The organism is Gluconobacter sp. Gdi (genome assembly GCF_014132155.1).
In the GTDB taxonomy this organism is placed as follows: domain Bacteria; phylum Pseudomonadota; class Alphaproteobacteria; order Acetobacterales; family Acetobacteraceae; genus Gluconobacter.
In genome coordinates, this window is record NZ_BLJQ01000001.1 from 766,898 (window position 1) to 790,482 (window position 23,585).

The 23,585-nt window shown below is 57.0% G+C and carries 22 protein-coding genes; 7 read left to right on the plus strand and 15 right to left on the minus strand.

What is annotated here, in order from left to right; all coding sequences use genetic code 11:
* Positions 1–5: 5 nt before the first annotated feature.
* The 4 genes from fabG (at position 6) to mltG (ending at position 3,651) form a co-directional block, all read left to right on the plus strand.
* Positions 6–746, plus strand: a complete 741-nt coding sequence (gene fabG / locus JN414_RS03465) for a 3-oxoacyl-[acyl-carrier-protein] reductase (protein ID WP_202206686.1) — start codon at positions 6–8, stop codon at positions 744–746.
* Between the two features lie 202 nt (positions 747–948).
* Complete coding sequence (locus tag JN414_RS03470; RefSeq protein WP_007282219.1) at positions 949–1,188, plus strand: acyl carrier protein; 240 nt, start codon at positions 949–951, stop codon at positions 1,186–1,188.
* A gap of 120 nt (positions 1,189–1,308) precedes the next feature.
* On the plus strand, positions 1,309–2,592 hold the full coding sequence (gene fabF / locus JN414_RS03475) for a beta-ketoacyl-ACP synthase II (RefSeq protein WP_202206687.1): 1,284 nt from the start codon (positions 1,309–1,311) through the stop codon (positions 2,590–2,592).
* Between the two features lie 18 nt (positions 2,593–2,610).
* Positions 2,611–3,651: an endolytic transglycosylase MltG gene (gene mltG, locus JN414_RS03480; RefSeq protein WP_202206688.1), complete on the plus strand. Its 1,041-nt coding sequence runs from the start codon at positions 2,611–2,613 to the stop codon at positions 3,649–3,651.
* 38 nt (positions 3,652–3,689) lie between these two features.
* Here mltG and JN414_RS03485 read toward each other — a convergent pair whose 3' ends face one another.
* From JN414_RS03485 to JN414_RS03495, 3 genes are all read right to left on the minus strand, one after another.
* On the minus strand, positions 3,690–4,568 hold the full coding sequence (locus JN414_RS03485) for a lipid-binding SYLF domain-containing protein (RefSeq protein ID WP_046899537.1): 879 nt from the start codon (positions 4,566–4,568) through the stop codon (positions 3,690–3,692).
* 91 nt (positions 4,569–4,659) lie between these two features.
* On the minus strand, positions 4,660–5,448 hold the full coding sequence (locus JN414_RS03490) for an inositol monophosphatase family protein (protein WP_202206689.1): 789 nt from the start codon (positions 5,446–5,448) through the stop codon (positions 4,660–4,662).
* Positions 5,449–5,457: 9 nt separating this feature from the next.
* Complete coding sequence (locus JN414_RS03495) at positions 5,458–5,985, minus strand: MmcB family DNA repair protein (protein WP_202206690.1); 528 nt, start codon at positions 5,983–5,985, stop codon at positions 5,458–5,460.
* A 66-nt stretch (positions 5,986–6,051) separates the two neighbouring features.
* Here JN414_RS03495 and JN414_RS03500 point away from each other — a divergent pair, with 66 nt between their 5' ends.
* The gene (locus JN414_RS03500; protein ID WP_202206691.1) at positions 6,052–6,942 is read left to right on the plus strand and encodes a hypothetical protein; all 891 of its coding nucleotides are present in this window, start codon (positions 6,052–6,054) and stop codon (positions 6,940–6,942) included.
* Here the strand turns inward: JN414_RS03500 and JN414_RS03505 are convergent.
* Genes JN414_RS03505 through JN414_RS03530 form a run of 6 tightly spaced genes read right to left on the minus strand, consistent with a single transcriptional unit; the run spans position 6,908 to position 12,704 of the window.
* Complete coding sequence (locus JN414_RS03505; RefSeq protein ID WP_202206692.1) at positions 6,908–8,008, minus strand: glycosyltransferase; 1,101 nt, start codon at positions 8,006–8,008, stop codon at positions 6,908–6,910. The two genes, JN414_RS03500 and JN414_RS03505, sit on opposite strands and share 35 nt — an antisense overlap.
* The gene (locus JN414_RS03510) at positions 8,005–8,760 is read right to left on the minus strand and encodes a nucleotidyltransferase family protein (protein ID WP_202206693.1); all 756 of its coding nucleotides are present in this window, start codon (positions 8,758–8,760) and stop codon (positions 8,005–8,007) included. The genes JN414_RS03505 and JN414_RS03510 overlap by 4 nt, the downstream gene beginning before the upstream one ends.
* On the minus strand, positions 8,757–9,554 hold the full coding sequence (locus JN414_RS03515) for a sterol desaturase family protein (protein ID WP_202206694.1): 798 nt from the start codon (positions 9,552–9,554) through the stop codon (positions 8,757–8,759). Before JN414_RS03515 ends, JN414_RS03510 begins: the two co-directional genes overlap by 4 nt.
* On the minus strand, positions 9,551–10,651 hold the full coding sequence (locus JN414_RS03520) for an LptF/LptG family permease (protein ID WP_202206695.1): 1,101 nt from the start codon (positions 10,649–10,651) through the stop codon (positions 9,551–9,553). The genes JN414_RS03515 and JN414_RS03520 overlap by 4 nt, the downstream gene beginning before the upstream one ends.
* On the minus strand, positions 10,648–11,799 hold the full coding sequence (locus JN414_RS03525) for an LptF/LptG family permease (RefSeq protein ID WP_202206696.1): 1,152 nt from the start codon (positions 11,797–11,799) through the stop codon (positions 10,648–10,650). Before JN414_RS03525 ends, JN414_RS03520 begins: the two co-directional genes overlap by 4 nt.
* On the minus strand, positions 11,796–12,704 hold the full coding sequence (locus JN414_RS03530) for a metallophosphoesterase (protein WP_202206697.1): 909 nt from the start codon (positions 12,702–12,704) through the stop codon (positions 11,796–11,798). The genes JN414_RS03525 and JN414_RS03530 overlap by 4 nt, the downstream gene beginning before the upstream one ends.
* Positions 12,705–12,827: 123 nt before the next feature.
* Between JN414_RS03530 and JN414_RS03535 the strand changes: the two genes are divergently transcribed.
* The gene (locus tag JN414_RS03535; RefSeq protein WP_202206698.1) at positions 12,828–13,778 is read left to right on the plus strand and encodes a diacylglycerol kinase family protein; all 951 of its coding nucleotides are present in this window, start codon (positions 12,828–12,830) and stop codon (positions 13,776–13,778) included.
* On the plus strand, positions 13,771–14,703 hold the full coding sequence (locus JN414_RS03540) for a hypothetical protein (protein WP_202206699.1): 933 nt from the start codon (positions 13,771–13,773) through the stop codon (positions 14,701–14,703). The genes JN414_RS03535 and JN414_RS03540 overlap by 8 nt, the downstream gene beginning before the upstream one ends.
* Before the next feature lie 81 nt (positions 14,704–14,784).
* Here JN414_RS03540 and spt read toward each other — a convergent pair whose 3' ends face one another.
* From spt to JN414_RS03570, 6 genes are all read right to left on the minus strand, one after another.
* A complete protein-coding gene (gene spt, locus JN414_RS03545) occupies positions 14,785–15,978 on the minus strand; it encodes a serine palmitoyltransferase (RefSeq protein ID WP_202206700.1) in 1,194 nt (397 codons plus the stop codon).
* Positions 15,975–16,229 carry an acyl carrier protein gene (locus tag JN414_RS03550; RefSeq protein WP_046899528.1) on the minus strand — a complete coding sequence of 85 codons (255 nt, stop codon included), beginning with the start codon at positions 16,227–16,229 and terminating at the stop codon, positions 15,975–15,977. The genes spt and JN414_RS03550 overlap by 4 nt, the downstream gene beginning before the upstream one ends.
* 113 nt (positions 16,230–16,342) lie before the next feature.
* The gene (locus tag JN414_RS03555) at positions 16,343–18,154 is read right to left on the minus strand and encodes a fatty acyl-AMP ligase (RefSeq protein ID WP_202206701.1); all 1,812 of its coding nucleotides are present in this window, start codon (positions 18,152–18,154) and stop codon (positions 16,343–16,345) included.
* Positions 18,154–19,284 (minus strand): sensor domain-containing protein, encoded by a 1,131-nt coding sequence (locus JN414_RS03560; protein WP_202206702.1) that lies wholly within the window; start codon positions 19,282–19,284, stop codon positions 18,154–18,156. The genes JN414_RS03555 and JN414_RS03560 overlap by 1 nt, the downstream gene beginning before the upstream one ends.
* Complete coding sequence (locus JN414_RS03565; RefSeq protein ID WP_202206703.1) at positions 19,281–20,648, minus strand: lipopolysaccharide biosynthesis protein; 1,368 nt, start codon at positions 20,646–20,648, stop codon at positions 19,281–19,283. Before JN414_RS03565 ends, JN414_RS03560 begins: the two co-directional genes overlap by 4 nt.
* A gap of 286 nt (positions 20,649–20,934) precedes the next feature.
* A complete protein-coding gene (locus JN414_RS03570; RefSeq protein ID WP_202206704.1) occupies positions 20,935–23,571 on the minus strand; it encodes a TonB-dependent receptor plug domain-containing protein in 2,637 nt (878 codons plus the stop codon).
* Positions 23,572–23,585 lie beyond the last annotated feature (14 nt).

The following is a 23,585-nucleotide window of genomic DNA, read 5'->3' on the forward strand; positions in this document are numbered from 1 at the left end:
GAACCATGTTCTCTCTTTCTGGCAAGATCGCACTCGTCACGGGTGCATCCGGTGGCATCGGTGCAGCTATTGCCCGTCAGCTTCACGCCCTTGGCGCAACGGTTGTTCTCAGCGGCACGCGTGAAGCGGCTCTGAAGGAACTTGCAGATAGCCTTGGCGAGCGCGCCCATATTGCTGTTGCCAACCTGTCGGATGCGTCTGAAGCTGATGGTCTTGTGGCTAAGGCTGAAGAAGTAGCCGGGGCTCCGCTGGACATTCTGGTGAACAATGCGGGTCTGACGCGCGATACGCTTGCCATCCGCATGAAGGACAGTGACTGGTCGCAGGTCATGACGGTGGATCTGGAAAGTCCGTTCCGTCTGGCTCGCGCTGCCCTTAAGGGTATGCTGCGCCGTCGCGCTGGCCGCATCATTTCCATCGCGTCAGTTGTTGGAACGACAGGAAATGCGGGTCAGGCTAACTACGCAGCGGCAAAGGCTGGCATCGTTGGCATGAGCAAGTCTCTGGCTCAGGAAGCCGGTCCTCGCGGTGTGACGGTCAACGTTGTGGCTCCTGGTTTCATTGAAACGCCGATGACGGATGTGCTGTCTGAGGGTATCCGCGAAAAGCTGGTTGGCTCCATTCCGCTCGGTCGGATGGGAAACCCGGATGACGTGGCTGCGGCAGTGGTGTATCTGGCTTCTGACGAGGCTGCTTGGGTCACGGGAACGACCCTGCACGTCAACGGTGGTATGGCCATGGTCTGAGACGCTTGGCGTTTCAGGTCAAAGCGTGCTAATCGCGCGCTGCTTTGCCCGGTCTGATGAAGGCCGATGTCCGGTTCGGCCGGTGGCAACGCCTTTCCGAAAGGAGAGGTGGCCTGCGCTGGAAGCCCTGATGGGTTCCCGGACTGGCAGACGGCAATACGAGTTTTTTGTAACGCCCTGAACGGGCAGAAGGAACAAACAGATGAGCGATATCGCTGACAAGGTGAAGAAAATCGTTGTCGAGCACCTCGGCGTTGAAGAAAGCAAGGTCACGCCGGAAGCGTCTTTCATTGACGATCTGGGCGCAGACAGCCTCGACACGGTTGAGCTGGTCATGGCTTTCGAAGAAGCTTTCTCCGTCGAGATCCCGGAAGATGCAGCCGAGAAGATCGCCACCGTCAAGGACGCGATTGACTACATCGAGAAGCAGAAGGCTGCCTAAGGCGCTTTCGGGACTGGTCTAAGGCTGGTCCCATCCCGCCTCAATTACCAGGGGCGGATACACGGAGCGGTCTTCAGGCCGCATCGTATGGTCGTTTACAACGTGAGACATGAGGCATCGATGAGCGGGAATGCAATCAACGGAAGACGCGTCGTCGTTACCGGAATCGGTGTTGTCAGCCCACTTGCGGTGGGTGCGGAACTGACGTGGAAGCGTCTGATCGAAGGGCAGTCCGGTATCGGGCGTATTACCCATTTTGATCCTTCCGAACTCCCTGCGCAGGTCGCTGGTCAGGTTCCTGAGGGGCCGACCGAAGAAGGCGGTCTCACGCTGTCTGACTGGGTGCCGGTCAAAGACCAGAAGAAAATGGATCGCTTCATCCATCTTGGTCTGGCCGCTGCCATCCAGGCCGTCGAAGACTCGGGCTGGAAGCCTGAGAACGAAGATGATCGCTGCGCCACAGGCGTGATGATCGGCTCCGGTATCGGTGGTCTGCAGACGATTTATGAAGGTTCTCTGACAGTTTCGAGCGGCAAGGCCCGTCGTCTGTCACCGTTCTTCATCCCGTCTGCGCTTATCAATCTCATTTCCGGTCACCTTTCGATCCGTTACGGCTTCAAGGGACCGAACCATGCTGTCGTTACAGCCTGCGCTACAGGCGTGCATGCGATTGGCGATGCGTCCCGTCTGATCCAGTACGGTGATGCAGACGTCATGATTGCCGGTGGCGCGGAAGCTGCCATCTGTTCGCTGGGTATTGCCGGTTTCTGCTCGGCGCGTGCGCTCTCCACTGGCTCCAATGAAGATCCGACCAAGGCGTCCCGTCCGTGGGATAAGGATCGTGATGGCTTCATCATGGGTGAAGGTGCCGGTGTGGTCGTGCTGGAAGAGTACGAACATGCCAAGGCTCGCGGTGCTAAGATCTATGGCGAAATCGGCGGCTATGGTCTGTCCGGCGACGCTCATCACATCACAGCCCCGGCTGAAGGTCATGAAGGCGCGTTCCGTGCCATGAAGGCCGCCCTGAAGAACAGTGGCCTTCAGGCGTCGGATATCGACTACGTCAACGCGCATGGCACCTCCACCATGGCTGACGATCTGGAACTGGATGCGGTCGAGCGTTTCTTCGGCGACCATGCCAAGAACCTGGTGATGTCATCCACCAAGTCTGCCATTGGTCATCTTCTTGGCGCAGCGGGTGCTGTGGAGGCAATCTTCTGCCTTCAGGCCATCCGCGACGGCATCGTGCCGCCCACGCTGAACCTTGAAAATCCGGCACGCGAGAGTGTAATCGATCGTGTGCCTCTGAAGGCTCAGAAGCGTAAGGTTGATGTCGCTCTGTCCAACAGCTTCGGGTTTGGCGGCACGAATGCCAGCATTATCCTGAAGCGCTGCAAGGACTGAGCGGAGTCGTTTTGATTTATGCCTGAAAGCCAGCCGGACGGCGAAGAAAACAGAAAACCTCTTCTTCCCCCCAAGGCTGGCCGTAAGCTGGCAATCTTCATGGCGCCGCTGCTCTTTGTTGCAGCAGCGGTGGCCGGATACGGTCATTACACTGATCCAGGTCCGCTTCCTGAAACAAAAGCCTTTGTCATTCCGCGTGGTAACAACGCGACGGTTACAAAAGCTCTTCAGGATGACGGAATTCTTTCCCCAACATGGTCATCCGGAGCCTTCTTCCGGCTATCAGCCTTCCTGACTCATCGGGATGGACAGATCCATGCGGCGGAACTTCAGTTCCCCGCACGAGTGTCTGTGGCTCACGTGCTGGAAATTTTGCGGCACGGCAAACCTGTCTCCCATCAGTTGACTGTTCCTGAAGGTCTGACTGCGCTGAAGATTGCGGATATTCTTCGCAAAGCACCTTTCCTGACGGGAGACGTCCCTCAAATCGTGGAGGGAAGCGTCCTTCCTCAGACGATTGCCTATGTCCGTGGCACCGCAAGGCAATCCATGGCTGATCGCCTGAAACGCATGATGGACGCTCAGGTGCAGTCCATCTGGGACAAGCGTGATGTGGAAGCCTTGGATGGTCTGATTGAGAGCCCGCAGGATCTTGTAACTCTGGCATCACTCATTGAGCGGGAAACAGCAGTGCCGGCCGAGCGTCCGATGGTGGCGCGCGTCTTCCTGAACCGTCTTAAACTTGGCATGCGCCTTCAGACGGATCCAAGCGTTATTTATGGGCTAAGTGAAGGTCTGGGGACATTGGATCGTCCTTTGACACATGATGATCTTCAGGTCTCTGGCCCATACAATACCTACCTGGAAACCGGCCTACCACCGGGGCCAATCTGCTCACCGGGTAAGACGTCTCTTGAGGCTGCGGCCCATCCGGCCGAAGGGAAAGCGCTATATTTCGTCGCGACGGGCGAGGGTGGCCATAGTTTCGCTGAGACACTTCAGGGGCAGGACCGGAATATCCGCGCTTACCGAGGAAAAGTCCCAGTGGTTCCACAATAAAAAAGCCCCGAATTTTTACATGCGGGGCTTTTTTTGTCTTACTTCACAGGGTTCAGTGAGGAACTCTGCACACCCCGCGTTTGGGTGCTGTAAGGCTTTGAGGTGTCGTAGTTGCTGGGGTAGGGGCTGCTGCTTACGGGGTCGATATCCGTTGACGTGCTTCCCTGAGAGGCTGGAGCCGTTGCGCTTGTTGAGCGGGCCGTGGATGCCGTTGGTAGTTTCGCAATGTTCATCATCATGCGACGAAGCGGATCGGCAGACGGATTGTTGACGCGCATCGTCACGATAATGTCTTCAGGACCAACAGCCTGATTGTAGTACGCGCGGTTCGCGCCGCTATCCACTGTCAGCTTGGAGCCACCAAGTGCTGCGCCCGCATACAGGCCCTGAGCCTTCTGTGCCGCATAGATGTCCGTATTCTTTGCACCGGCCGTGCTGCTTTCAACACCAGTTCCGATCGTGGCGAAAGAGGCGGATGCTGTCGCATCAAACTTGAACTGGCTATCCAGCAGGGCCTGAATGCCGCGCTGGGACATGATGAAGAAAATCATCTCGGAGTTCTGGACGCCAACCTGAACACCCAGAGACCCCGTGCTCAGACGGTAAAATGCCGGATCAGACCATGACCCACGCGCATCGCGGCTCATGAGAACGCAGCGACCGCCAGAGCCTCCCAGACCGAAAGACATGTTCAGAACAGACGGGCACACCATGACGGCTTTGGCTTCCGCCAGAAGCTGCTGTGAGCGGGATGTCGAGGTTGTTTTTGCAAACAGGTCCTGAACAGCCAGCGTCGCTTTATCCACAACGATCTGCTGTTCGCTTGCTGTCGTGGTGGTTGTGCCAGAACACGCAGCGAGCGTTGCACACCCTGTGGCGGCAAGAACGGTCGAACGCAGGAGACCGGACAGGGTCATAAAACTTACCTTCTGCTAACGGCAAAAATAGATCTCCCCGCACTATGCGTGAAATGAGGCCAAATCACGAGTGCGGGGGTGGCAGGTCGTGTCAGATTTCCACCTTCACGGCGTTTGACAGGGTTTGGGCGATACCGGGAGCCGCCGCGAGAATAGTGGCGCCTCCTGTCAGGCCGCCTGTCTGAAGGAACGGAGAGACGGTAGCGCCAGCTTCTTCAAGAATGATCAGTGCTGCGGCGACATCCCAAAGCTGGATCACGATTTCAAGGTAACCATCGCTGCGGCCACATGCGACGTCCGCCAGTGCCAGAGCCCCGGAACCACCTGAACGCGGCATGGCGCCCAGAGACATGATGGCACCGATTTTTTCACCAAACAGTTCGGTCGACACCCTGCAGGACCATCCCATTTCGATCATGGCTTCCTGCGGGTTGCTGATAGGGGAGGCTTTGATGGGTTTTCCGTTCAAAAAGGCGCCTTTGCCTTTCTGAGCAGTGAAAACTTCGTTGAGGGCCGGAGCCTCAATAACGCCAGCAACGGGTACATTGCCCTCAAGCAGACCCAGCGACACGCACCACCGGTCTCGCCCGCGTGCAAAATTGGAGGTTCCATCAATCGGGTCCACGACCCAACGGAACTGCCCCTCACGTGTCAGGCCGCCTTCTTCACCCTGAAAACCATCTTCCGGGAAGAGCTCCTGAATCCGGCGGCTAACGAGCGCTTCAACCGCTCCGTCTGCTTCCGTCAGATAGTCCTGACGGCCCTTTAGGGTGCCGGTCGGGCCACCAGGCTGAGGGCGCATGGAAAGGGCGAGGGCCGCTGCGTCCCGGACGACACTGCGGGCGGCTTCAAGACGGACGGCAATAGGGTCAAAACTCATGGACATATCCTATTCTGTGCGGCGTGCTGCGCGCAGGGAGGCAGTGATGGCCGGATCCTCAAGAGACATGAGGCGACTGGCGGCCGTGGTGGCAAACAGGTGCAGAATTGTCCGCCTACGTGCCGGTGCGATCCGGTGTTCTGCGGGGTCACGGATGATGGCGCATTCTGCTACCACACTGTGGAAGAGGCTATTGGGCACCATGCTGAGGCTGACAGTGATAATGCCAACGTCCGGAGGCAGAACTTCCAGCGGAAAGCCATCATCTACGGCAAAATACAGCCTGTCAGACCAGTTCCTGTAATCCGGCCATTTCTGATCTGTCTGGAAATCGCGGAGTCCGGATTTGATCTCAATGCAGCAGAGGCTGTGATCGGGCAGGAGGGCCATCACGTCTGCGCGACGCCCGGCCGAGGGAAGAGCAAATTCGTTGATTGCTGCCCAGCCCATGGCGCGACATAGCCCCAAAACAGCACGCCGGATGGCAAACTGTCGTTCAGGGAAACCAGGCGGGATCTCGGAAAGGACCGAACTCATGGTTCCATATTGCCCGGATCTGCGCTTTACGTCTGCCCCTGTTCGCGTTTTTCAAGGAGAGTCGGCATGCCGTTTCTACGCACGGACCACTGGCGTTGCGCCATTATCCACGCTCCTCTGGCGGACCTGATCCGAGCGGGTAGTCTCAACGGGTTTGAGGTGACGACCCTGCCGGATATCGGAGACCACCGTTTTTTGGCCGATCCTTTTGGTCTCTGGCGGGACGGAAAGCTGCATGTTTTTGCGGAAGCCTTCGACTATCGAAGCCCCAAAGGCACCATTGATGTTCTGGTCTATGACAGGACGGGAAAGCTGATTCAGCAACAGCCTGTCCTGCGTGAAGACTGGCATCTGTCCTACCCGTATGTCTTTGAGCATGGGGGGGAGACGTACATGTTGCCCGAGGCCAGTGCTTCCGGTCGCCTGACCCTGTATCGGGCCAAAGCTTTTCCGTTGGAATGGGAAACGGTCGAAGCATTTGATTTCCGAGAGGCCGCAATTGACGCCACGCCGTTCCATTATGCCGAGCGCTGGTGGATGTTCTGGACGCCCGCAGGCACGCGAGATGAACGGCAAAGCGCTCTGCACATCTCCGTAGCAGACAGTCTTACGGGGCCGTGGACACATCTTGGACTGTTTTTGAGTGACCGTGCGGGAGCGCGTCCGGGTGGTACTCCGGTTGTTGTTGATGGAGAGCTCTTCCTTCCCACGCAAGACTGCCGTGACACTTATGGCCAAGGCATTCGTCTGCTGAAGATTGAAGGGCTTGAGCGCGGGTTGCCGAAAGTGACACCAAGTGATGTGCTGGATGCGCCTGCCGTGCTGCGCCGTCGTTTTCCGGACGGTTTCCACACGCTCTCAGCCGCTGGGCAGGTGACGCTTGTTGACGTCAAGCGTGTTGGAATTGGCCCACGTCGGGATCTTATGAATGTGAAGCGTCGTCTGGGGCTGGGTTAAAGCCAGGAATTCGGTCCAGAACGGCATTTCCCTGACGCAGAAACGCCGTCGGGCCGAACCGCTCCAGAACACGCTCCCGGGAGAGGCGCCCCATGGGTTTGAGCTTTCCCGGTGTCATGATGAGTTCAGCAATCGCACTGGCCAGAACCGGGGCGTTGTTGAACGGGACCACAAGACCGGAATGCCCGTCTTCCATGGTGTGAGGGATTTCGCCGGCTGGCGTGGCAATCACGGGCAGCGCGCAGGCCATGGCCTCATGGGCGGCAACGCACATGCCCTCCCACTGGGACGGCTGAACATACAGATGCAGCGTCGACAGAAAATCGAACGGCTTGTCGCAATGCCCCAGAAAATCGACTGGGAGTTTTTTTTCCTTGGCAATCCGCTCAAGTGTTTCTTTTTCGGGACCGTCTCCTGCAAGGAAAAGTCGGTAGGGCGGCAGGTCCGGGTGGTCGCGGAGTAGATCCAGGGCTTCAAAAAGCAGATCATACCCTTTGACGGCATGCAGTCGGCCAAGACTGCCGATACGGACGGTCTGTCCCTTACGCCAGGCTTTTGCCTTCGGGCTGTGAGGATTGGCACGGAAAATCGGCCAGGAAAGAACGCGGTTCCGTAGTCCCAGACTTTTGCGGGCAAAATCCTCAACCGTAGGGGAGTCTGCAATCCATAGTTCCGCTTTCCGGCACAAAAGCCGGAGCAGGAGGCTGTTGGCGGACTTCAACCGGGCAGAATGCTGCCAGTGGACTGCCGGGACACCAAGCCTGTTGGCTGCGCGCTGGCCGAGGAGTGTAGCTCTGGTCAGGGACGTCCAGATCAGATCTGGCTGGAATGCGTCCATTTCATCGCGCAGCCAGCGCCAGGCCGCTAAATGGTCTTTGTTGCCACCGGACCGCACACGAACCTCAATGCCGTGGCTTTCCAGAACGGGAATGGCCAGGCCATCACGCTTTTCAAGGCTGAAAACTGTGACTTCGCCACCTCGCTGCTGGAGAACGGAGACAATGTCCGGAATGGGAAGCTGCGCGCCACCGCATTCGAGCGAGTTGATGACGTAAGCAATTTTCATGAAGACCGTTGTGCCAGAAGCTGTTCAGCGAGTGTCAGGTCAGAAGGCTTATCGACATCTACGGCGGCCTGACCGTCAGAAAGCGGCACGAGACGTATTTTCGCCCCCGTCAGAACTTCGATCCGACGACACAGAGCCGTGGAATCCAGGCGGCCTGTCAGTGCCCGAAGAAGTGTTCCAAACCCAAGTGTTCGAGCCATTCTCAGGGGGCGTTTGCGGTCTTTCTGAAGCCGCTTCCACAGTTCGACCACTTCTGCAGCTTGTGGTGTGCCCATCCAGAAGAGATTACATCCGGAAAAGCTCATATCCGCGAGGCGAATATAAGTGCGCATCGTGGTTGGGACGTCGCGCTCTACAGTTTCCCGCAGAGCGACGCCCACAGCCAGATCACATCCAGCCGTTTTACCAAGAAATTCTAAAATCCATTCTGGACGCAGCAACGCGTGATCAGCCGTTGTCACCAGGCAGGGCGTTCCGACCTTGGTGAGAGCTTCCGCAACGCTTTCGCTGGGAGACGGTGCCGATTGGAGAACATGGGCTTGGCCGGAAATGTCCCGAATACGGTCTGGTGTTTCAATGCTGACCGTAATCGGCCCGAGAGCAGGCATGCTCTCCAGCACGCGCAGGACGCGCCCCAGCATGGGTTGGCCGCCGACCGGAAGGAGCGCTTTGTGCGAGACTTTCCCGAGTTGTGCCAGAACATCACGCTCACCATCACGAGAACCAGCGAGTACGAGAACGGGAAGGCTCACGCTGTGCGGCTGTTGTCTGAGGTCGGGCGCGCACCATCAGGACGATCCTTTGGCGGAGAGCCCGTTAGGTCCATAACCCAGGGATAGCGCTTGGCTTCATCCAGATCGTAACCGAGATTGAAGACGTGCTGGCTACGCGCACGCTCACGGGCTTCACCGTAAAAACTGCCAAAAAAGCGGTCTGGTACGTAGTTCGTGATTCCGTAATTGCCGTTCTCATCGTGGAAGTGATGAAGCACGTGGAGTTGCTTGATCCGCGCAACCCATTTCCACTGCGGCTTGTAGGCCAGATGCTGGATGCAGTGAAAGAACTCGTAGATGCACGTCATGACGAGGGCTGTGGACAGGGCGCAGAATGCTCCGCTCCAGCCACAGATCAGGTATCCGATCGGCATGGTGATGAGGCCCATGGTCGGGATGGTGTTCAGAGGTGAGCCGAACAGCACGTCGAGCAGATGGGGGTCCTGATGATGATCGAAGTGGATGCGCTTCCAGAGCGAAGCGGTCCAGTGGTTCCGATACAGCCAGCGTCCATGCAGGATGAAGCGATGGATCATGTACCAGGCCAGCGGATACACCACGATCACAACCGGAACGGGGATCAGCGTTGTCAGCAGGCTATGGGAGAAGTGAAGTGCTGCGAAAGCTGCTGCAACGATCAGTACGAAATACAGAAGAATGGTCGGGTAGGTGAGGTAGGCAATCCACAACTGGGGCAGCGACATCTTTCCGAGGTCGAAGCTGCGCCCCGTGCGGAGGGACGACATGTTCTGCCATGGTTTGGACTTGCTCATTTTTCCTCCATCCTCAGGACCCAGGTCAGCCCGAGAAGGGCACCCAGAAGCGGGCCCGCGCAGGCGGCCAGCGGCGCACCAAGCGTTCCGGCATTGCCCAGTGCGGAAATCATTCCCTGCAGGATCACGAAGCCCATTCCCGCGGCCAGCACATAGACCGGAAGCGGGTTTCGAAGTCCTGCCCGAGGGGGGATATAGATCACTGGTAGCGCTAATAAAAGCATTACTGCGACCTGCAGCGGAAGAATAATGCCACTGAAGAGCGCCATGCGGTACGTGGCGCGTGGAAGACTGGCCGGTGCCCCCTTGTGGAGGATCGCCCTGATCTGACTTGGGGTCACGGCGGCGTTATCTTCCGACAACGTCATGATCATTGATGGCGTCGCCGGAATGGCAAAATTATTGTCACCACCCGTGATTTTTACAAAAGCGCCATTGTCCGTCAGCGTGAGGTCCTGCGCTCCGGTGGGGTGCCAGTCCTTACCATCATAAGTCAGGGTTGCGGCGTGCTCGGTTCCTGTCAGAAGACCGCCAGGATCACGGTTATAAATGGTGACATCCCGAAGGAAAGCACCACCGTTGGCATACTGGCCGATGCGCACCAGAGTCGGCCCGGCGCGAAACCAGAGAATGCGTTTTACGGGCGTGTCGGGTTTTGCTGCGTCAGGGTCGGTCTTGTTCCACCATGTGGCAAGCGCATTTTCGCAAGGGGGAATAAGCCAGTATTGCATGGCTGCCCCAGTGAAACCCACAATCAGGACGGCAGGCAGAAAGCGCTTGTAGAGATTGATCGTAGAAAGTCCGGCGGCGCGCAGGGCTGACATTTCTGACGACAGCGTCATCTGCATCAGGAGGAACAAGGCCCCGACCATGAATGCCAGTGGCATGATCTCAACGCTGAGTGCAGGAAGATGCAGCAGCGCAAACGTCAGGATGCCTTTGAAGCCCAGATTCCGGTTGAGAATAGGCGTAGTTTTTTCAAGAAGAGCGAGGATCTCAAGCAAAGATACCAGCACGCCGCCACAGAGCATGAAGCGCCCCAAAAGCGCGCGGTTCAGATAGCGGTACAGAACATATCGAGGTGCGTGGGCGGTCATGAGGGGCGAACCAGTTTGCGGCGTTTCCAAGAGCCGCGTGACCGACGCAGCAGAGTGGCGGGACAGCCAATGCAGAAGATCGCTTCAGGCACCCAGATGGCAAGCCAGATAGGGAGGCGGCCAGTTGCGGCCAGGCTATGTCCAAACATGAGCATCTGATCAAAGCCGACAAGGATACCGGAAACGGCAATCAGTCCCCATACGGACTTTCTGCGTCGTGAGCCAATGGCCAGCGCCACAGCCAGAGGTGGGATGAACGGGATGGCAAGGGCGTGGGCGATGCGGAAATCTATTTCTGCCCGTAGCGTCCGGTATTCGATGCCGGGGACGCCATAACGCAGGTCATGCGCGAGTTCAAAGAGCGTCAGTTCCCGCTCGTCAATTCCTCGGGAGCGGAAAGATGTCTCTTTCGCCGGGTGATCAATAACCCGAACGACGTGGGAAAAATGCGTCACCGTTGGTTTGTGGTTCGTCGCCCCGGGAAAGGGATCATCGACGATTTCGCCGTCCCAGAGATCCATCTGCGTGCTGCGTGTCTTGTCCGAAATTGTGAGCATGCCCCTGCGGGCCGTAATGATGTGGGCAACGCCTTTCTTGTTCACTTCCCGGATGAAGACACGCTTCATGTGTGTGCCGCCATGACTAACACTGTCTGCGGTCATGACTGCCGTGTCAGACGTGGATGCGAACATTCCTGCCTGAAGATGGGGAGCCCAGCCGGTATGGGCTGCAAAGTAGAAGCCTGCCCGGTAATCATATCGCGCAACCGGCTGAATATAGCCGTAGAGCAACACGCTGACAGCACCCAAAAGCAGGCCTACAATCATGAAAGGGCGGCTAATCCGCAGGAGCGATACGCGACCAGCCTGAAGGGCATCGATCTCGTTGTTATCACTCATCCCGTGAATGGTGAGAAAGACCGAGATGCAGAGTGCCGCAGGGAGAGCAATCCCGAAATAATGAGGCAGGAGGTCAGTGAGCAGCGCGATACAGGTCGCCAGCGAGCTTCCTGCTGATGCCAGATAGTCGAACAGGACGAGCAGGCGCTCCAGAAGAAGCGCCACGAGCATGGCGAACAGCGCAATGACGAACGGTGGCATCATCTGCCACAACAGATACCTGTCCAGAATGGAAGCGCGCTGCTTCATGTCGCATTGCCTTGAGGGCGGAACCAGGACGCCTGTTCCGTGATGCTTCCATCCGGCCGGTGACGGGCAAGGTCAATCGTCCAACCGCTCTTTCGAGGCCGAATGCTCAGATGATTCCAGCAGGCCTGCCGATGGGCGCGTTTATCCGTCAGAGACGCTGATGCGACACCAAGCAGCGGTATGTCGGTTCCGGCAATATGAGTCAGAGTCGCATCATGGGAATGCCCGTGCAGAACGATTTCCGCGCCCGTCCTCTGTAGAAGCTTTGCCAGAGCGGGATGATCAAGCAACGACTTCCGCCACGGCACAAGCCCTCTACGGGGCGGATGATGGATCATGACGACGCGACAGAGCCCGGCATCGCCCAGCTGGTTCAGTAATGCTTCCAGTCGGGTGAGCTGTCTGCGGCCAACGCGGCCGTATGCCATGAAGGGCGGGGTCGGAATGCCGGAATTTACGCCGACAACCGCAACGCCATTGTGGATGCGCGCGTACGGGTAAGTCGCTGCCGACCATTTTTCCCATTGCAGGATCCCCTTTTCTGGGGACTGCCGGATCATGTAATCATGATTGCCTGGAATGACGAGTGCCGGCGCGGGTAGTTTTTCAAGCCACTCGGCAGCCAGGGTGAATTCCGCAGGTGTGCCAAAGTTTGTGAGGTCTCCGCTGACAAGAACGGCATCCACGTCAGCCTTGGCGATGTCCTGTACAATTGCCGCACATGTGGCCGCCAGATGAACGTGCTGGCGGTGTTTTTTCCAGGAAATGAGACTCAGGGCCCGCTTGTTCAGAGCCTCCCACCAGCGCACTGGAGGCGGGGGGAGGTGGGGGTCCGAAAGATGGGCCAGAACGACGGCGCACGTCTCCCGCTGAGAAGACGTTTCTGCGGGAAGATCATGGGGCATTGGGAAAATAAAGCCTTGTCAGTCTTTCTGCCGGAAGGGGAAGCTCGCATTCTGGCCGAAACATCATAGCCGTGCTAGACCCGCCCGCATAGCTCCGAACAAAAACGAAGAATTCCCCCTATAGTGCGATTTGCCCTTATTCATAATGCTCGCAGCCGCAAGAACCGGCGCGGCGGTTCCGTATTCGCTACGGAGGCCAAGGCGCTTCTCGGAGAGAATTTCGTTCCATCAGACAGCCGTGAAGGAATGACAGAGCATGTTCATCACCTTTGCAGGCAGGGAGTCCGAACCATCGCCATTGATGGTGGAGACGGAACCATCAGCGCAGCGCTGACAGCTATCGCCCGCGCATACCCTGCTGATCGTCTTCCGGACATCGCTGTCATTGCCTCGGGGAACACCAACCTCATTGCGGGTGATGTCGGGTTTGGGTTGAGGGGAATGGAAGCCATTGATCGTCTGGAGCAGGGAGCCGCCATGCGATCAAGTACTCGCACGCCTATCTGCCTGTCTTGGCCCGATACCGACCGTAAGCCGGTTCTGGGATTGTTCGGGGGCTGTACAGGCTACGCGAGAGCTGTCCGTACCGCGCATTCTCCGACCGTCGTGCGGTTTGCTCCGCATGATCTGGCCGTGGGTTTCACGCTGTTCAGCACAGTTGTCAGTCTGCTCTTCCGGAAAAGCCGCAAGAGTTGGCTGGCGGGCGAGCCTTTACGGGTTGAAACGTCTGGTCATGCTTATGATGGGAACAGCTTCATGTTTCTTTCAACGGGGCTGTCACGACTTTCCCACGGAATCTGGCCGTTCTGGGATGCGGAGCCGAATGTGGAAGGTCTTCGATATCTTGACGTCAGCGCTTATCCGGAAAACCTTGCCCGCGCGACTGCTGCGCTGCTGTGTGGGCGAGCGCCTCGCTGGTTGCGTCGTCATCCAGACTATGTGAGCGGTCGGACAGATGACATGATGCTTGAAACCAGAAGTGATTTTGTCCTCGACGGGGAAGTTTTTACGCCCTCAGAGAGTGGACGTATTCGCCTTGAACGTGGGCCTGCCTTCCGTTTCCTCCATGCCTGATGCCCTTGAAAAACTCCTGATCAAAGAGTTGACGACGCCGGTTGATGAGGGGGCTGTCGCTTTCGCAGATGCTTTGGCCCGTGCGTTCCCGCGTCCACCTCTGGGTGTTCTGTTCTATGGGTCAGTACTTCGTGCAGCGGACCCGGAAGGCATTCTCGATTTTTATATCGTGACAGAAAGCTCGAAGGATTTTACCGGCAGTGTGGTCGCCCGAACGGGCAACCTGATTCTTCCTCCGAATGTGCGCTACGCGGAGTTCAAGGACGGTAGTCGCACGTTGCGGGCAAAGATTGCGGTGTTATCGCGGGAGCAGTTTGAAGAACGCACATCTCTAGGCGCACTCGATACGACACTATGGGCACGTTTTTGTCAGCCTGTACGTCTGGTCTGGGTCCGGGATGAGCGCGCAGCGGACGTATTGCTGGACCTGCTGGCAAGGTGTGTGACGACGGCGTCCTGTTGGGCAGCTCTTCTGGGCGCTCCGCGCATGACAGCCCTTGAGTATTGGCAAACACTTTTTGCTCATACCTATGCGTCTGAATTGAGGGTTGAGAAAAAAGGGCGCGGGAACAGCCTGCTCGCAGGCCAAGAGAAGCGGTTCAGTAGCATGCTGACACTGGGATGGGCGCGTGCGCATCTTGGTTATGCTGCATCGGGTCAGATGCTTGAACCTACAATATCGGCAACCCTGCGCAAACGAGCGGCTCGCCGGTGGGCGCTTGTTGGGACGTCAGGCAAACCGCGAAATGTCGCCCGACTGGTGAAGGCTGCTTTTACTTTTGAAAATGGCGCGTCTTATCTGGCATGGAAAATTCAGCGCCATACAGGGCTGGATCTAGCCCTTTCTGATTTTGAGCGTCGCCATCCCTTGCTAACTTTGCCTGCGTTGCTTTGGCGTATGAAGCGCTTACGCAGAGCTGTCTGACGTTATTTTTCAGGATAAAGCCCACAGAAAAAGGGGACTGTCCCAGACAGTCCCTTTTTTGCGTTTTAAGCGACGCTGTACTCAGTCTCGAAAATGCTCGGCGACCTGCTTGAAGACAGCTGTTGCCTGATCAATTTCTTCCGGGCTGTGAGCGGCCATAACCGAGCAGCGCAGTAGCGGACGGTTGTCAGGCGTTGCGGGCGGAAGAGACAGATTAACATAAACGCCGTTCTCAAGAAGGGCATTCCAGAACCCGACAGCCTGAGGCACCGTTTCCAGCGTTACGGCAACCACCGGCGAAACATGCTCGCCTGTCTGGAGGCCTGCGGCCTTCAACCCGGCATGAAGACGTGCAGCATTGTCCTGAAGGCGGGTGCGAAGTTCTGGATGCGCAACCATATCATCAAGAGCAGCCAGCGTTGCCGCGATGATCTCCGGGGGGAGGGAGGCCGTGAACATATACGGGCGAGAGCAGAGGCGCATCAGATCAACGCCATCATTATCCGTCACACAATAGCCGCCCACTGTCCCGAGCGACTTTGAGAACGTCCCGACCACGAAGTCGATGCCGTCTTCACAGCCCTGAAGTTCCGCAACGCCGCGACCGTTTTCACCCAGCACACCAAAGGAATGTGCTTCATCAGCCATCAGGTAAGCACCATGGCGCTTCTTGATTTCGACAAACTTGTCCAGCGGGGCAACGTTCCCCGTCATGGAATAGATGCCTTCTGCGATGATCAGCTTGGCGCCAGGATGATCGCTCAGGCGTGCAAGGCGCTTCTCAAGATCGACCGGATCATTGTGGCGGAAACGGATGACCTGCGCACCAGACAGTTTTGCACCGTCATAAATGCTGGCATGGCTGTCTGCATCCAGAAGCAGCACATCGTCCTTGTTGACCAGCGCGGAAATCGTGCCGAGGTTGGCCTGATATCCCGTAGAGAACACCATGCAGTGCTTGCGGCCGAAGAAAGAAGCGAGGCGCTCTTCCAGCTTGCGATGCAGGCCGAAAGTGCCATTGGCAATCCGGGAGCCCGTTGTGCCGACGCCCATTGTGCGGGCTGTCTCAATCGCGGCTTCCGCTGCGTGTCCTGACTGGCTGAGGCCCAGATAATTGTTGGTTCCGAACAGAAGCGTCTCGCGCCCCTCAATCAGACCGACCGTGGCTGAGAGCGGGCGTTCAATCACGACCTCGAACGGGTTGCGTGGCGAAACCGCCGTCAATCCGTTATAGGCTGCCCGGAGGGCGGCGTGTTTTGCAAAGATGTCAATCACGCGTGGCTTGCCTTCAGCGTATGAAGGCAAGCAGCCAGATCGTTGATGGTGCGGATATCTGCCAGCTTGTCGAGCGGGACAGACACGTCCAGCTCATCTTCAATTTCCATGACGAAGTTCATGACGGCGAGGCTGTCAAAAGCCAGATCTTCGACGATCTTGCTGTTGCCATTGATGTCCCGCGGCACTTTCGGGTTGGCAAGCAGCTTTTCTATGATCATTCCGGAGATGCCGGCGACGCTGTCAGTCATGGAATTGAACTCTCGGTCTTACTATGCAGTTTGTGAGCGCTTTATGCGTCAAAGCACGTCTGTTCGCCACCCCCTCCCTGAGCAGGGAGAGGAAAAGCGGTCAGGTGTGTCCGTCAGGCTGCGGAGTTGGTTGGCTCAGTCTGCAGATCGAACTGACCTGACAGAAGCATTGTCTTGGCACGGGCACGCGTCAGCTTGCCGGAAGACGTCTGTGGAAGGGTGCGGGGCGGAACCAGAATAACCTGCACGTCCACACCATGCTGACGGCGGAACAGGCTCGTGACTTCATCACGGAGCGTGTTGCGATTTTCTTCTTCCGTTGCACGGCACTGAACAAGTGCGACGATATTCTCGCCTGTCTCCGTTTCCAGAGAGAAAACTGCGACATCGCGGGACCGGAGTGTGCTGATCTCGCTCTCGGCAGACCATTCCAGATCCTGCGGCCAGATATTCCGGCCGTTGATGATGATAAGGTCCTTGGCGCGGCCTGTTACGACAATCTGGCCGTTCAGGTGGTAGCCAAGATCGCCAGTGTTCAGCCACCCATCAGCATCGAGAACCGCTTCTGTCTCTTCCGGCCGGCGGAAATAGCCACACATGAGGCTCGGTCCACGGACGAAAACACAACCAACGTGGCGCTCAGGCTGAATGTTACCGAGCGGGTCACGGACTTCAATCTCGTGCTCAGGAAGGGCTTCACCGCAAAGCACAAAAGTGCGGAGCGCGTGAGAAGGATCATTGGAAGGCTTGGCGAGGCCGTCTTTTTCCAGCGTGCGCAGATCGATCGTGTCGGTCTGAATGCCGGTGTTGAGCGGGGCAAAGCTGATGGCCAGGGTTGCTTCGGCCATACCGTAGCTGGCAACGAACGCGCGGGCATCAAATCCATTGGATTCAAAACGCTCGGCAAAGCCTTCGAGGATATGGTGGCGGATCATGTCGCCGCCGATCCCCGCAATGCGCCAGCAGGAGAGGTCCAGATCCGCCTGGCCACTGCGACGCGAACATAGCTCGTAGCCAAAGGAGGGGCTGTAGGCGATCGTGCCGCGATTGCGCGAAATCAGGTCCAGCCACACATGGGGGCGACGTGCGAATTCGCGGGTCGGCAGCAGATCAACCGTTAACTGGCATGTCAGGGGGGTCAGGAAAAACCCGACCAGGCCCATGTCATGGTAGAGTGGCAGCCAAGACACGCAGCGATCATCGCGGGGATCTTCTGCGGGATAAACCTTGAGACCGTCACGGGCAATCGCGCGTGCATTGGCCATTCCAGCAGCCTGAGTGACAGAAACGCCCATGGGGAAACGGGTGCTGCCGGACGAGAACTGGAGGTAGGACAGATCTTCGGATTTGATTTCCGGAAGCTCTACATTGGCTTCGGCATGACGGTAGAGGTCAGCGGGGGAGCCGCCGAAAACCAGATCCAGACCCTCAACGATCTCCGATGTCCAGCTTCCGATTACGTCCGGAACCACAACAGCGCGTGCTGCAGCGCTCTGGATCATGCCACGGAGGGTGGAAACATATCCTTCACGTCCGCCAAAAGCGACAGGAAGCGGCAGCGGAGCAGGAACAAGTCCTGCATACTGGCATCCGAAGAAGATGCGGGCAAAATCACCATCGCTTTCTGCGACGATAGCCACCCGGTCTCCCGCTGCCAGCCCGAGGCCGAGCAGGCGCTGTGCCATGGAGATCGCCTGTTCGCGGAGCGTTCGGTACGGCAGGGCTTCGAGCAGTTGTCCGCGGCCGGAGTAGATATTGAATCCACTTTCGCCTTGGGCTGCATAGTCCAGGGCTGCGGCAAAGCTCGTGAAGTCCCCGTACCGTCTGGTCAGGCCAGAGCGGCTCGGCGTCGGAGCGGAGGGAAGAGTTGGGTTCTGGGTGTCCTCGGTCAAACCTAGACTAGCTCCATTAGGATCGCCGGACATCAGGCGGCCTTGTGTAGAAAGTTAACTATGGCGTCCGCTGCGGCAGGCGCCGTGGGCTGTTCGCCCAAAGTTTCGAATGTCTCTAGTACATATTGGCGCTGGGTCTCAAGAAAACGTGAGTGTGTGTCAAACGCCTTCATGATTTCCTGTTCAGGATTGGCAATATTATCCGTCACCGGGCCGAGCGTCCACGATTGATAATTCGGATTGTCCTGCCAGTCGGCTTCATGCGCATTCAGGAACAGGCAGGGGCGCGGTCGTATCATGAATTCCGCCACCTGACTGCTGACATCCCCGAGATAGAGATCTGCGCCCATGGTATAGGTCATGTCGATACTTCGTTCGCTCCCTGGGTCGATCAGCATATGGGACAGACCCGCATATTCTCGTCTGAGGGCTTCTCCTTCCGGGCGGTGGTTGTCAAACAGCCGGAAATGAGGAGCAAAGATCAGGTTGTACTGATCCTGTGCTGCAAAAAAATCAAGCAGCTTCTTACCCATCATGCGCCATGACGAGAAACGCTGCACGAAATGCGGATTATACAGGATTGTCGGCCGACCGTTATTAAAAAGCGGTGGCCGACGTGCATGCATCCGACGAACCAGATCAAACTTTGCATATGTGCCACGGTGATAGAAGCCGGGACGGATGATGCCTTTTTCCAGCATCCGTTCTTCGACTTTACGGCCGGGAACCAGAAGATAATCAAATTTTCTGAGATGCTTGGCAAAGCCGATGGCACGATCGCCGGCGCCATGACCCGTCCAGATCATGCGGGGCGCGCGAACACCCATGTGTCGAAGCTGAAGAGAGGTTGCTTCGGGAACGATGATGGCATCGAAGCCCTTGAAATACTTCCGGGAGAAAAACAGCCCCATGAGACGGTCAAGGACTCGTAGCCCCTGCGCTTCAATCCGATGCCGAAGTGCATCTGAAATCGGAAGCAGGTCAAACTGAACGCGTGACTCCGGATAAAGCGTAGCCAGGGACCGTGCGAGCTCGAGATGACTTGCGGTCAGGCAGGCAATATGAACAGCGACTTCTGGGTATCGCGCCGACATTTCCAGCGCGATTGGTAGGGCATGTAGGGTCTGGTGCCTTTGGGCAATCAGGGGAAAAACGACTTTCATGACTGGGGAACCGTTCGCAGAGGAGGCGTGCGAAGAACCAGAAAAAGCTGAAGACCGATCAGGAGCATGACGCCGCACAGTGTGATGGGCCCTACGCCGTCCAGACCATATCTGCGGACAACGAGCACAAGCCCCGGAAAAAACAGCAGGAAGTCCAGAAAGCGGGCCGACGTCGCAGCGCCTGAACGGTTTGTCGTGAACAGGAGGGGCTCAAGCGGCAGGCCCCAGACAGCAACAACTTCGGCCGCGAGGAGCCAGAGTGTGACCGGCATTGTCTGTGTTGCGCCTGTCGGACCGATATAGAACTGCAGAAGGGGGCGGCCCGCCAGAAGGGTCAGGGCAAGCAGGGTTGTACCGATTCCGCCTGCTGCAAGAGCGACCTGAATGGTCAGGCGATAAAGTTTTGTCGTTGCTCGATCGCGCCAGAGGCGCGCCATTTCCGGATAGACGGTCGTTTGAATCAGCGCGGCCGGTTTGGCGATACCTGCGGCAATCTGGCTGGCGACCCGGTAGTATCCGGCGCCTGCCGGGCCGACGAAGGCTCCTACTACAAGTGTCCCTATGTGCCCGAAGGTCAGGGCGAGGGCAGAGTTGATATTCGTGGACAGCGCAAAGCGCCGGATGCCCAAATGGGTTCGGAAGAAATGCCCATTCAGCAGGTCAGGGATTAAATTCCATAGTTCTTTTGTAAGGCCACGCGTCAGATCTCGGCGGAGCAGTTCTCGAACAGCCATAAATCCGAGCGTCGCCCAGGCTGCAAATTCAGCAAACATCCAGACGACTGCCAGTGCGGGTACTGACGCCCCTTTTATGGCGAGGAAGAAAGTACCCACGACACGAACCAGGGTGGCCACGACACCCTGAATGGAAATCAGATCATATCGGTTGAAGATGCGCAGAAGCCCTGTGGGCGTGGCGGACGCCATGAACAAAATCGAAAGGCAGAATATTATTCCCGTCTGGTGAATTTCAGGCGGCCAGCCAAGCATTTTCATCGCAAAAATGCTGATGAGAAGGCCACCGATAAATCCGAGCAGGCCTCCAAGGCCGTCCAGAAGAAAACTGAACGCAATGATGCGCTGAAATCCTGTCCGGTTTCCGTCTGTAAGGGGGCGGAGGCCGTATTTCAGAACAGTCTGCCAAGACTGGAAATCTACCATATCACCCATTGTACGTGCGAAAGCGTACATCATGGCGATAAGACCAAACCCATAACTTCCGAGAAGATGTGTTGCCATCCAGATATGGAGGAGACTCAGAGGGGCATTTATGACACGCCCTCCAAGCAGCACGCCGACATTGCTCATGACGCGTCGGACACCAGCCACTTTCGGGAGTTGTAAAGGCGGTTCTTCGGCCGGCATCAGGCGCAGGGAACTTTCATGGCTGTCAAATCGTTGTCACAAATTCGCTTCACACATAGGGTCTCAAGCGAAAATCTAAACTCACATTTTATGACCAAACGTTGCATTCGGCTTTACAGGTTGGTGTCCAATAAGCGGTTTGGAATGAGAGCGACAAGCGAAAAACGCGCAGAATTGTAAGTGTCTCAAGCGATTACAGGCGAGGTCACATTTCGTGTTTGTGCCTAAGGCAACGGTTGCTCAGCCCCTTGAGCGCCGTCCTGCCAAGAAGGCGTGATGAGCAATCTCAGAGCGATTTGCGAAGGGACAGCCCGATAGTCCGACCCATCGGGTCCATGAAAGCGGGTTGGTAGCCGGCTGGGGTGGCGCCGGTTCCGTTATGAACGTGAATGCGGTTGTTCGAGACATTATCCAGCGACAACATGATTCTAAAATTCTGAGCCCAGTTGCTGTGTTTCCAGCGGGGGACGTCTCCCAAAGTGACGAAAACCGAAAAATCCAGGGTCGCGAGGCTACTGAAATACAGGCTGCCTGCGGACGTGCTGCCCAGAGTTGATGTGCCTGATTGCCACTTACCATCCAGCCGGATGCCAATACCATTTCGATACGCGCCTGCCTGAAGTTCCACTTCATGACGGGGTTTGCCGCCAAGGCCACCTATCGTTCCGCCGTTTAGGAGGTCTATCGCGGGGAGGCCTGATCGTAATCGGACGGTATCGTTCAACCGCCAGACCTGGGTCAGGACAACGTAATAACGGCCCTGCGTGGTATTGCCTGGCCGTCCTTTACCATGCGCTTTGTCAGGCTTATTTCCGAAAGGACGTGAAAGCGAGAAAGTGGTGTTCCATTCTGTCCGTTTCTCATAGTCGGCGTTGACTGGCCTTAAATCCACACGTTCCAGAACGCCGTCAGCATCTCGTTGGTAGTTATCCGGGAAAGCATCCTGAATGGCTGCGGTGGCAGTCGGTAAAGACAGAACCGGATTGTGTGTGTTGTCGTGCACGTAATTGATGTGCAGTCGTGATCCGTCCAGAAACGGAGGGGAGAGGATGGCACCTAGGCTGATTTCATGTCGATCAGCGGACCGCAGGTTCCGGTTGCCCCCAGATACAGTCGTGACCTGAACGGACTCTCCGCGCACGTAATCGTATGTTGTGACGTTCGGAGTTTCGATGATGGGCGCCACCAATGACGAGGCCGCGGGGGCTTCTGTCTGTTCAGTAATGGAGAGCGGAAGCTGGATCCATGTGACAGGTGCCCATGTAATTCCTCCACCGACGGTTCCCAATGTCCCGAAGTGAGACACCTGGCTGACTGCACCGTTTACATTGGCATCCAGCTTTTCAAGAAAAGACAGGAAGTGGTTCTTTCGGCTTGCGATTGGGAGGTCGCCGTTGATCCGAATTGTACCAATATCTCGGCTGATGGCCGCGCGAGATGTCACATTATTGACGGTGGATACAGCGTTTTGCTGGCTGAGTGTTCCCGTGGCGGCAATGCTGGTGGAGGCATCTCCAGCAGGAAGCGTAAAAACCGGACCGGAAAGCAGCCCGCTGATCTGCCCCTGATGGCTTGTGGTGCGGCCGTGATTGATGAGGCGCGTGCCTAACCAGGCTGGGGAAACTGTTGTCCATGGGTCGAAAGAAAGGTCGTTGGAATTCAGGGCTGCTTGGGCCGTTGTGAGCGAAAGCCCAGTCTGGCTGTTCGTGACTGTTTGGGTGTAGTCGTAGCTGCCCTTGGCATTCCACTTCCAGTCACCGAGGTTCCCATTGAAATTAAGGCCGGCGTGTCCTGTTTCGGTATGTGCCGTTTGCTGAAGGGGGGCGATGTTTCCAAAGCTGCGGAAGAGCTGAACAGACTGGGTAAATGGTGAATAGAAACTTCCGCTGGGCAGCGTGAGTACGCCATGGGGTAGACCCTGCAGACTGATTTGATCCTGATGATCAAAGCTCACATTGAGAGACGAGCTGATATTTTCAGTGATACGATCAGCGTAAACCCCGTTCAGGTTCAATTCGTGTTTGCGTGGCTGAAGCGTATAGGCTGAGGCATTCGTGCTGGTATTCGGATTGTTCGCGTAGGGAAGAATATCGTCCAGTGTTGCGGCCTGCCCGAAAGGCAAGGATGGGCTCCCTGCGGTTGTGACGGTCTGTCCGGAGAGTGCGTCAAGGGCTGGATCCAGGCTGGTGCCATCGGACGTACTGAGATTGCCCTGTGTGGCATAGAGTGAGTTTGCCGCCGGGGGAGCCACGCTGCGTTGGCTGTCTCTCAGCCATGAACTGGCCGTGTAACGAGCGCTGAGGTTGATGCGACGCTCGTCTTGCAGGCGCGTGAAGCTGAGGGAAAGAGCGCCATTTTCTCCTCCCCCATCCGTGGATGTTTCGCCATATGCGCGCGCACGAACGGACCGGAAGTGTTTGACGGTGATGATGTTGACGACGCGCTGGTCTGCGGCGTAGCCATAACGGAGGGCTTCTTCTTCCGTAAAAATTTCCACACGTGCAATTGCTTCAAAGGGAAGGTCATTAACCTCCTGAAGGCCGGAAATTCTTTTGCCGTTTAGGAGAATAACGGGGGCATTTCCCGTTGCACCGCGACCAGAGCGTGTTTCGGGGGAAATTGTGCTCAACAGATCCGTTACGGTATCGACGCCATAGGATTTAATCTCATCTGCGCTGATCTGCATGAGTGGCTTTGGCGCACCAATAACGGCTCCTTCCGGCTTGTGGCCGGTGACGACGATATGCTCCGTTGTGGATGTCGTGCTGCCGGATGCGTTGGAGGACACTGCGCCCGTCGTATTGGCGCCTTGCGCTAGAGCCGAGCTACAGGAAAGAGCGGCGCTGAAGCCGCAGCACGTCAGCTTTTGGAGGGTTAATCGGCGGCGTGTAGCGGCAGGAATGCCAGAATGGTGGCTGGTCATGCAGTGGCCTGCCG

Coding starts and splice junctions, on each gene's coding strand:
- JN414_RS03520 (WP_202206695.1), bottom strand. CDS start 10,651: ATGACCGCCCACGCACCTCGATATGTTCTGTACCGCTATCTGAACCGC.
- JN414_RS03470 (WP_007282219.1), top strand. CDS start 949: ATGAGCGATATCGCTGACAAGGTGAAGAAAATCGTTGTCGAGCACCTC.
- JN414_RS03515 (WP_202206694.1), bottom strand. CDS start 9,554: ATGAGCAAGTCCAAACCATGGCAGAACATGTCGTCCCTCCGCACGGGG.
- mltG (WP_202206688.1), top strand. CDS start 2,611: ATGCCTGAAAGCCAGCCGGACGGCGAAGAAAACAGAAAACCTCTTCTT.
- JN414_RS03565 (WP_202206703.1), bottom strand. CDS start 20,648: ATGCCGGCCGAAGAACCGCCTTTACAACTCCCGAAAGTGGCTGGTGTC.
- JN414_RS03530 (WP_202206697.1), bottom strand. CDS start 12,704: ATGCCCCATGATCTTCCCGCAGAAACGTCTTCTCAGCGGGAGACGTGC.
- JN414_RS03485 (WP_046899537.1), bottom strand. CDS start 4,568: ATGACCCTGTCCGGTCTCCTGCGTTCGACCGTTCTTGCCGCCACAGGG.
- JN414_RS03560 (WP_202206702.1), bottom strand. CDS start 19,284: ATGAAAGTCGTTTTTCCCCTGATTGCCCAAAGGCACCAGACCCTACAT.
- JN414_RS03555 (WP_202206701.1), bottom strand. CDS start 18,154: ATGTCCGGCGATCCTAATGGAGCTAGTCTAGGTTTGACCGAGGACACC.
- JN414_RS03550 (WP_046899528.1), bottom strand. CDS start 16,229: ATGACTGACAGCGTCGCCGGCATCTCCGGAATGATCATAGAAAAGCTG.
- JN414_RS03525 (WP_202206696.1), bottom strand. CDS start 11,799: ATGAAGCAGCGCGCTTCCATTCTGGACAGGTATCTGTTGTGGCAGATG.
- fabF (WP_202206687.1), top strand. CDS start 1,309: ATGAGCGGGAATGCAATCAACGGAAGACGCGTCGTCGTTACCGGAATC.
- fabG (WP_202206686.1), top strand. CDS start 6: ATGTTCTCTCTTTCTGGCAAGATCGCACTCGTCACGGGTGCATCCGGT.
- JN414_RS03505 (WP_202206692.1), bottom strand. CDS start 8,008: ATGAAAATTGCTTACGTCATCAACTCGCTCGAATGCGGTGGCGCGCAG.
- JN414_RS03570 (WP_202206704.1), bottom strand. CDS start 23,571: ATGACCAGCCACCATTCTGGCATTCCTGCCGCTACACGCCGCCGATTA.
- JN414_RS03495 (WP_202206690.1), bottom strand. CDS start 5,985: ATGAGTTCGGTCCTTTCCGAGATCCCGCCTGGTTTCCCTGAACGACAG.
- JN414_RS03540 (WP_202206699.1), top strand. CDS start 13,771: ATGCCTGATGCCCTTGAAAAACTCCTGATCAAAGAGTTGACGACGCCG.
- JN414_RS03500 (WP_202206691.1), top strand. CDS start 6,052: ATGCCGTTTCTACGCACGGACCACTGGCGTTGCGCCATTATCCACGCT.
- JN414_RS03490 (WP_202206689.1), bottom strand. CDS start 5,448: ATGAGTTTTGACCCTATTGCCGTCCGTCTTGAAGCCGCCCGCAGTGTC.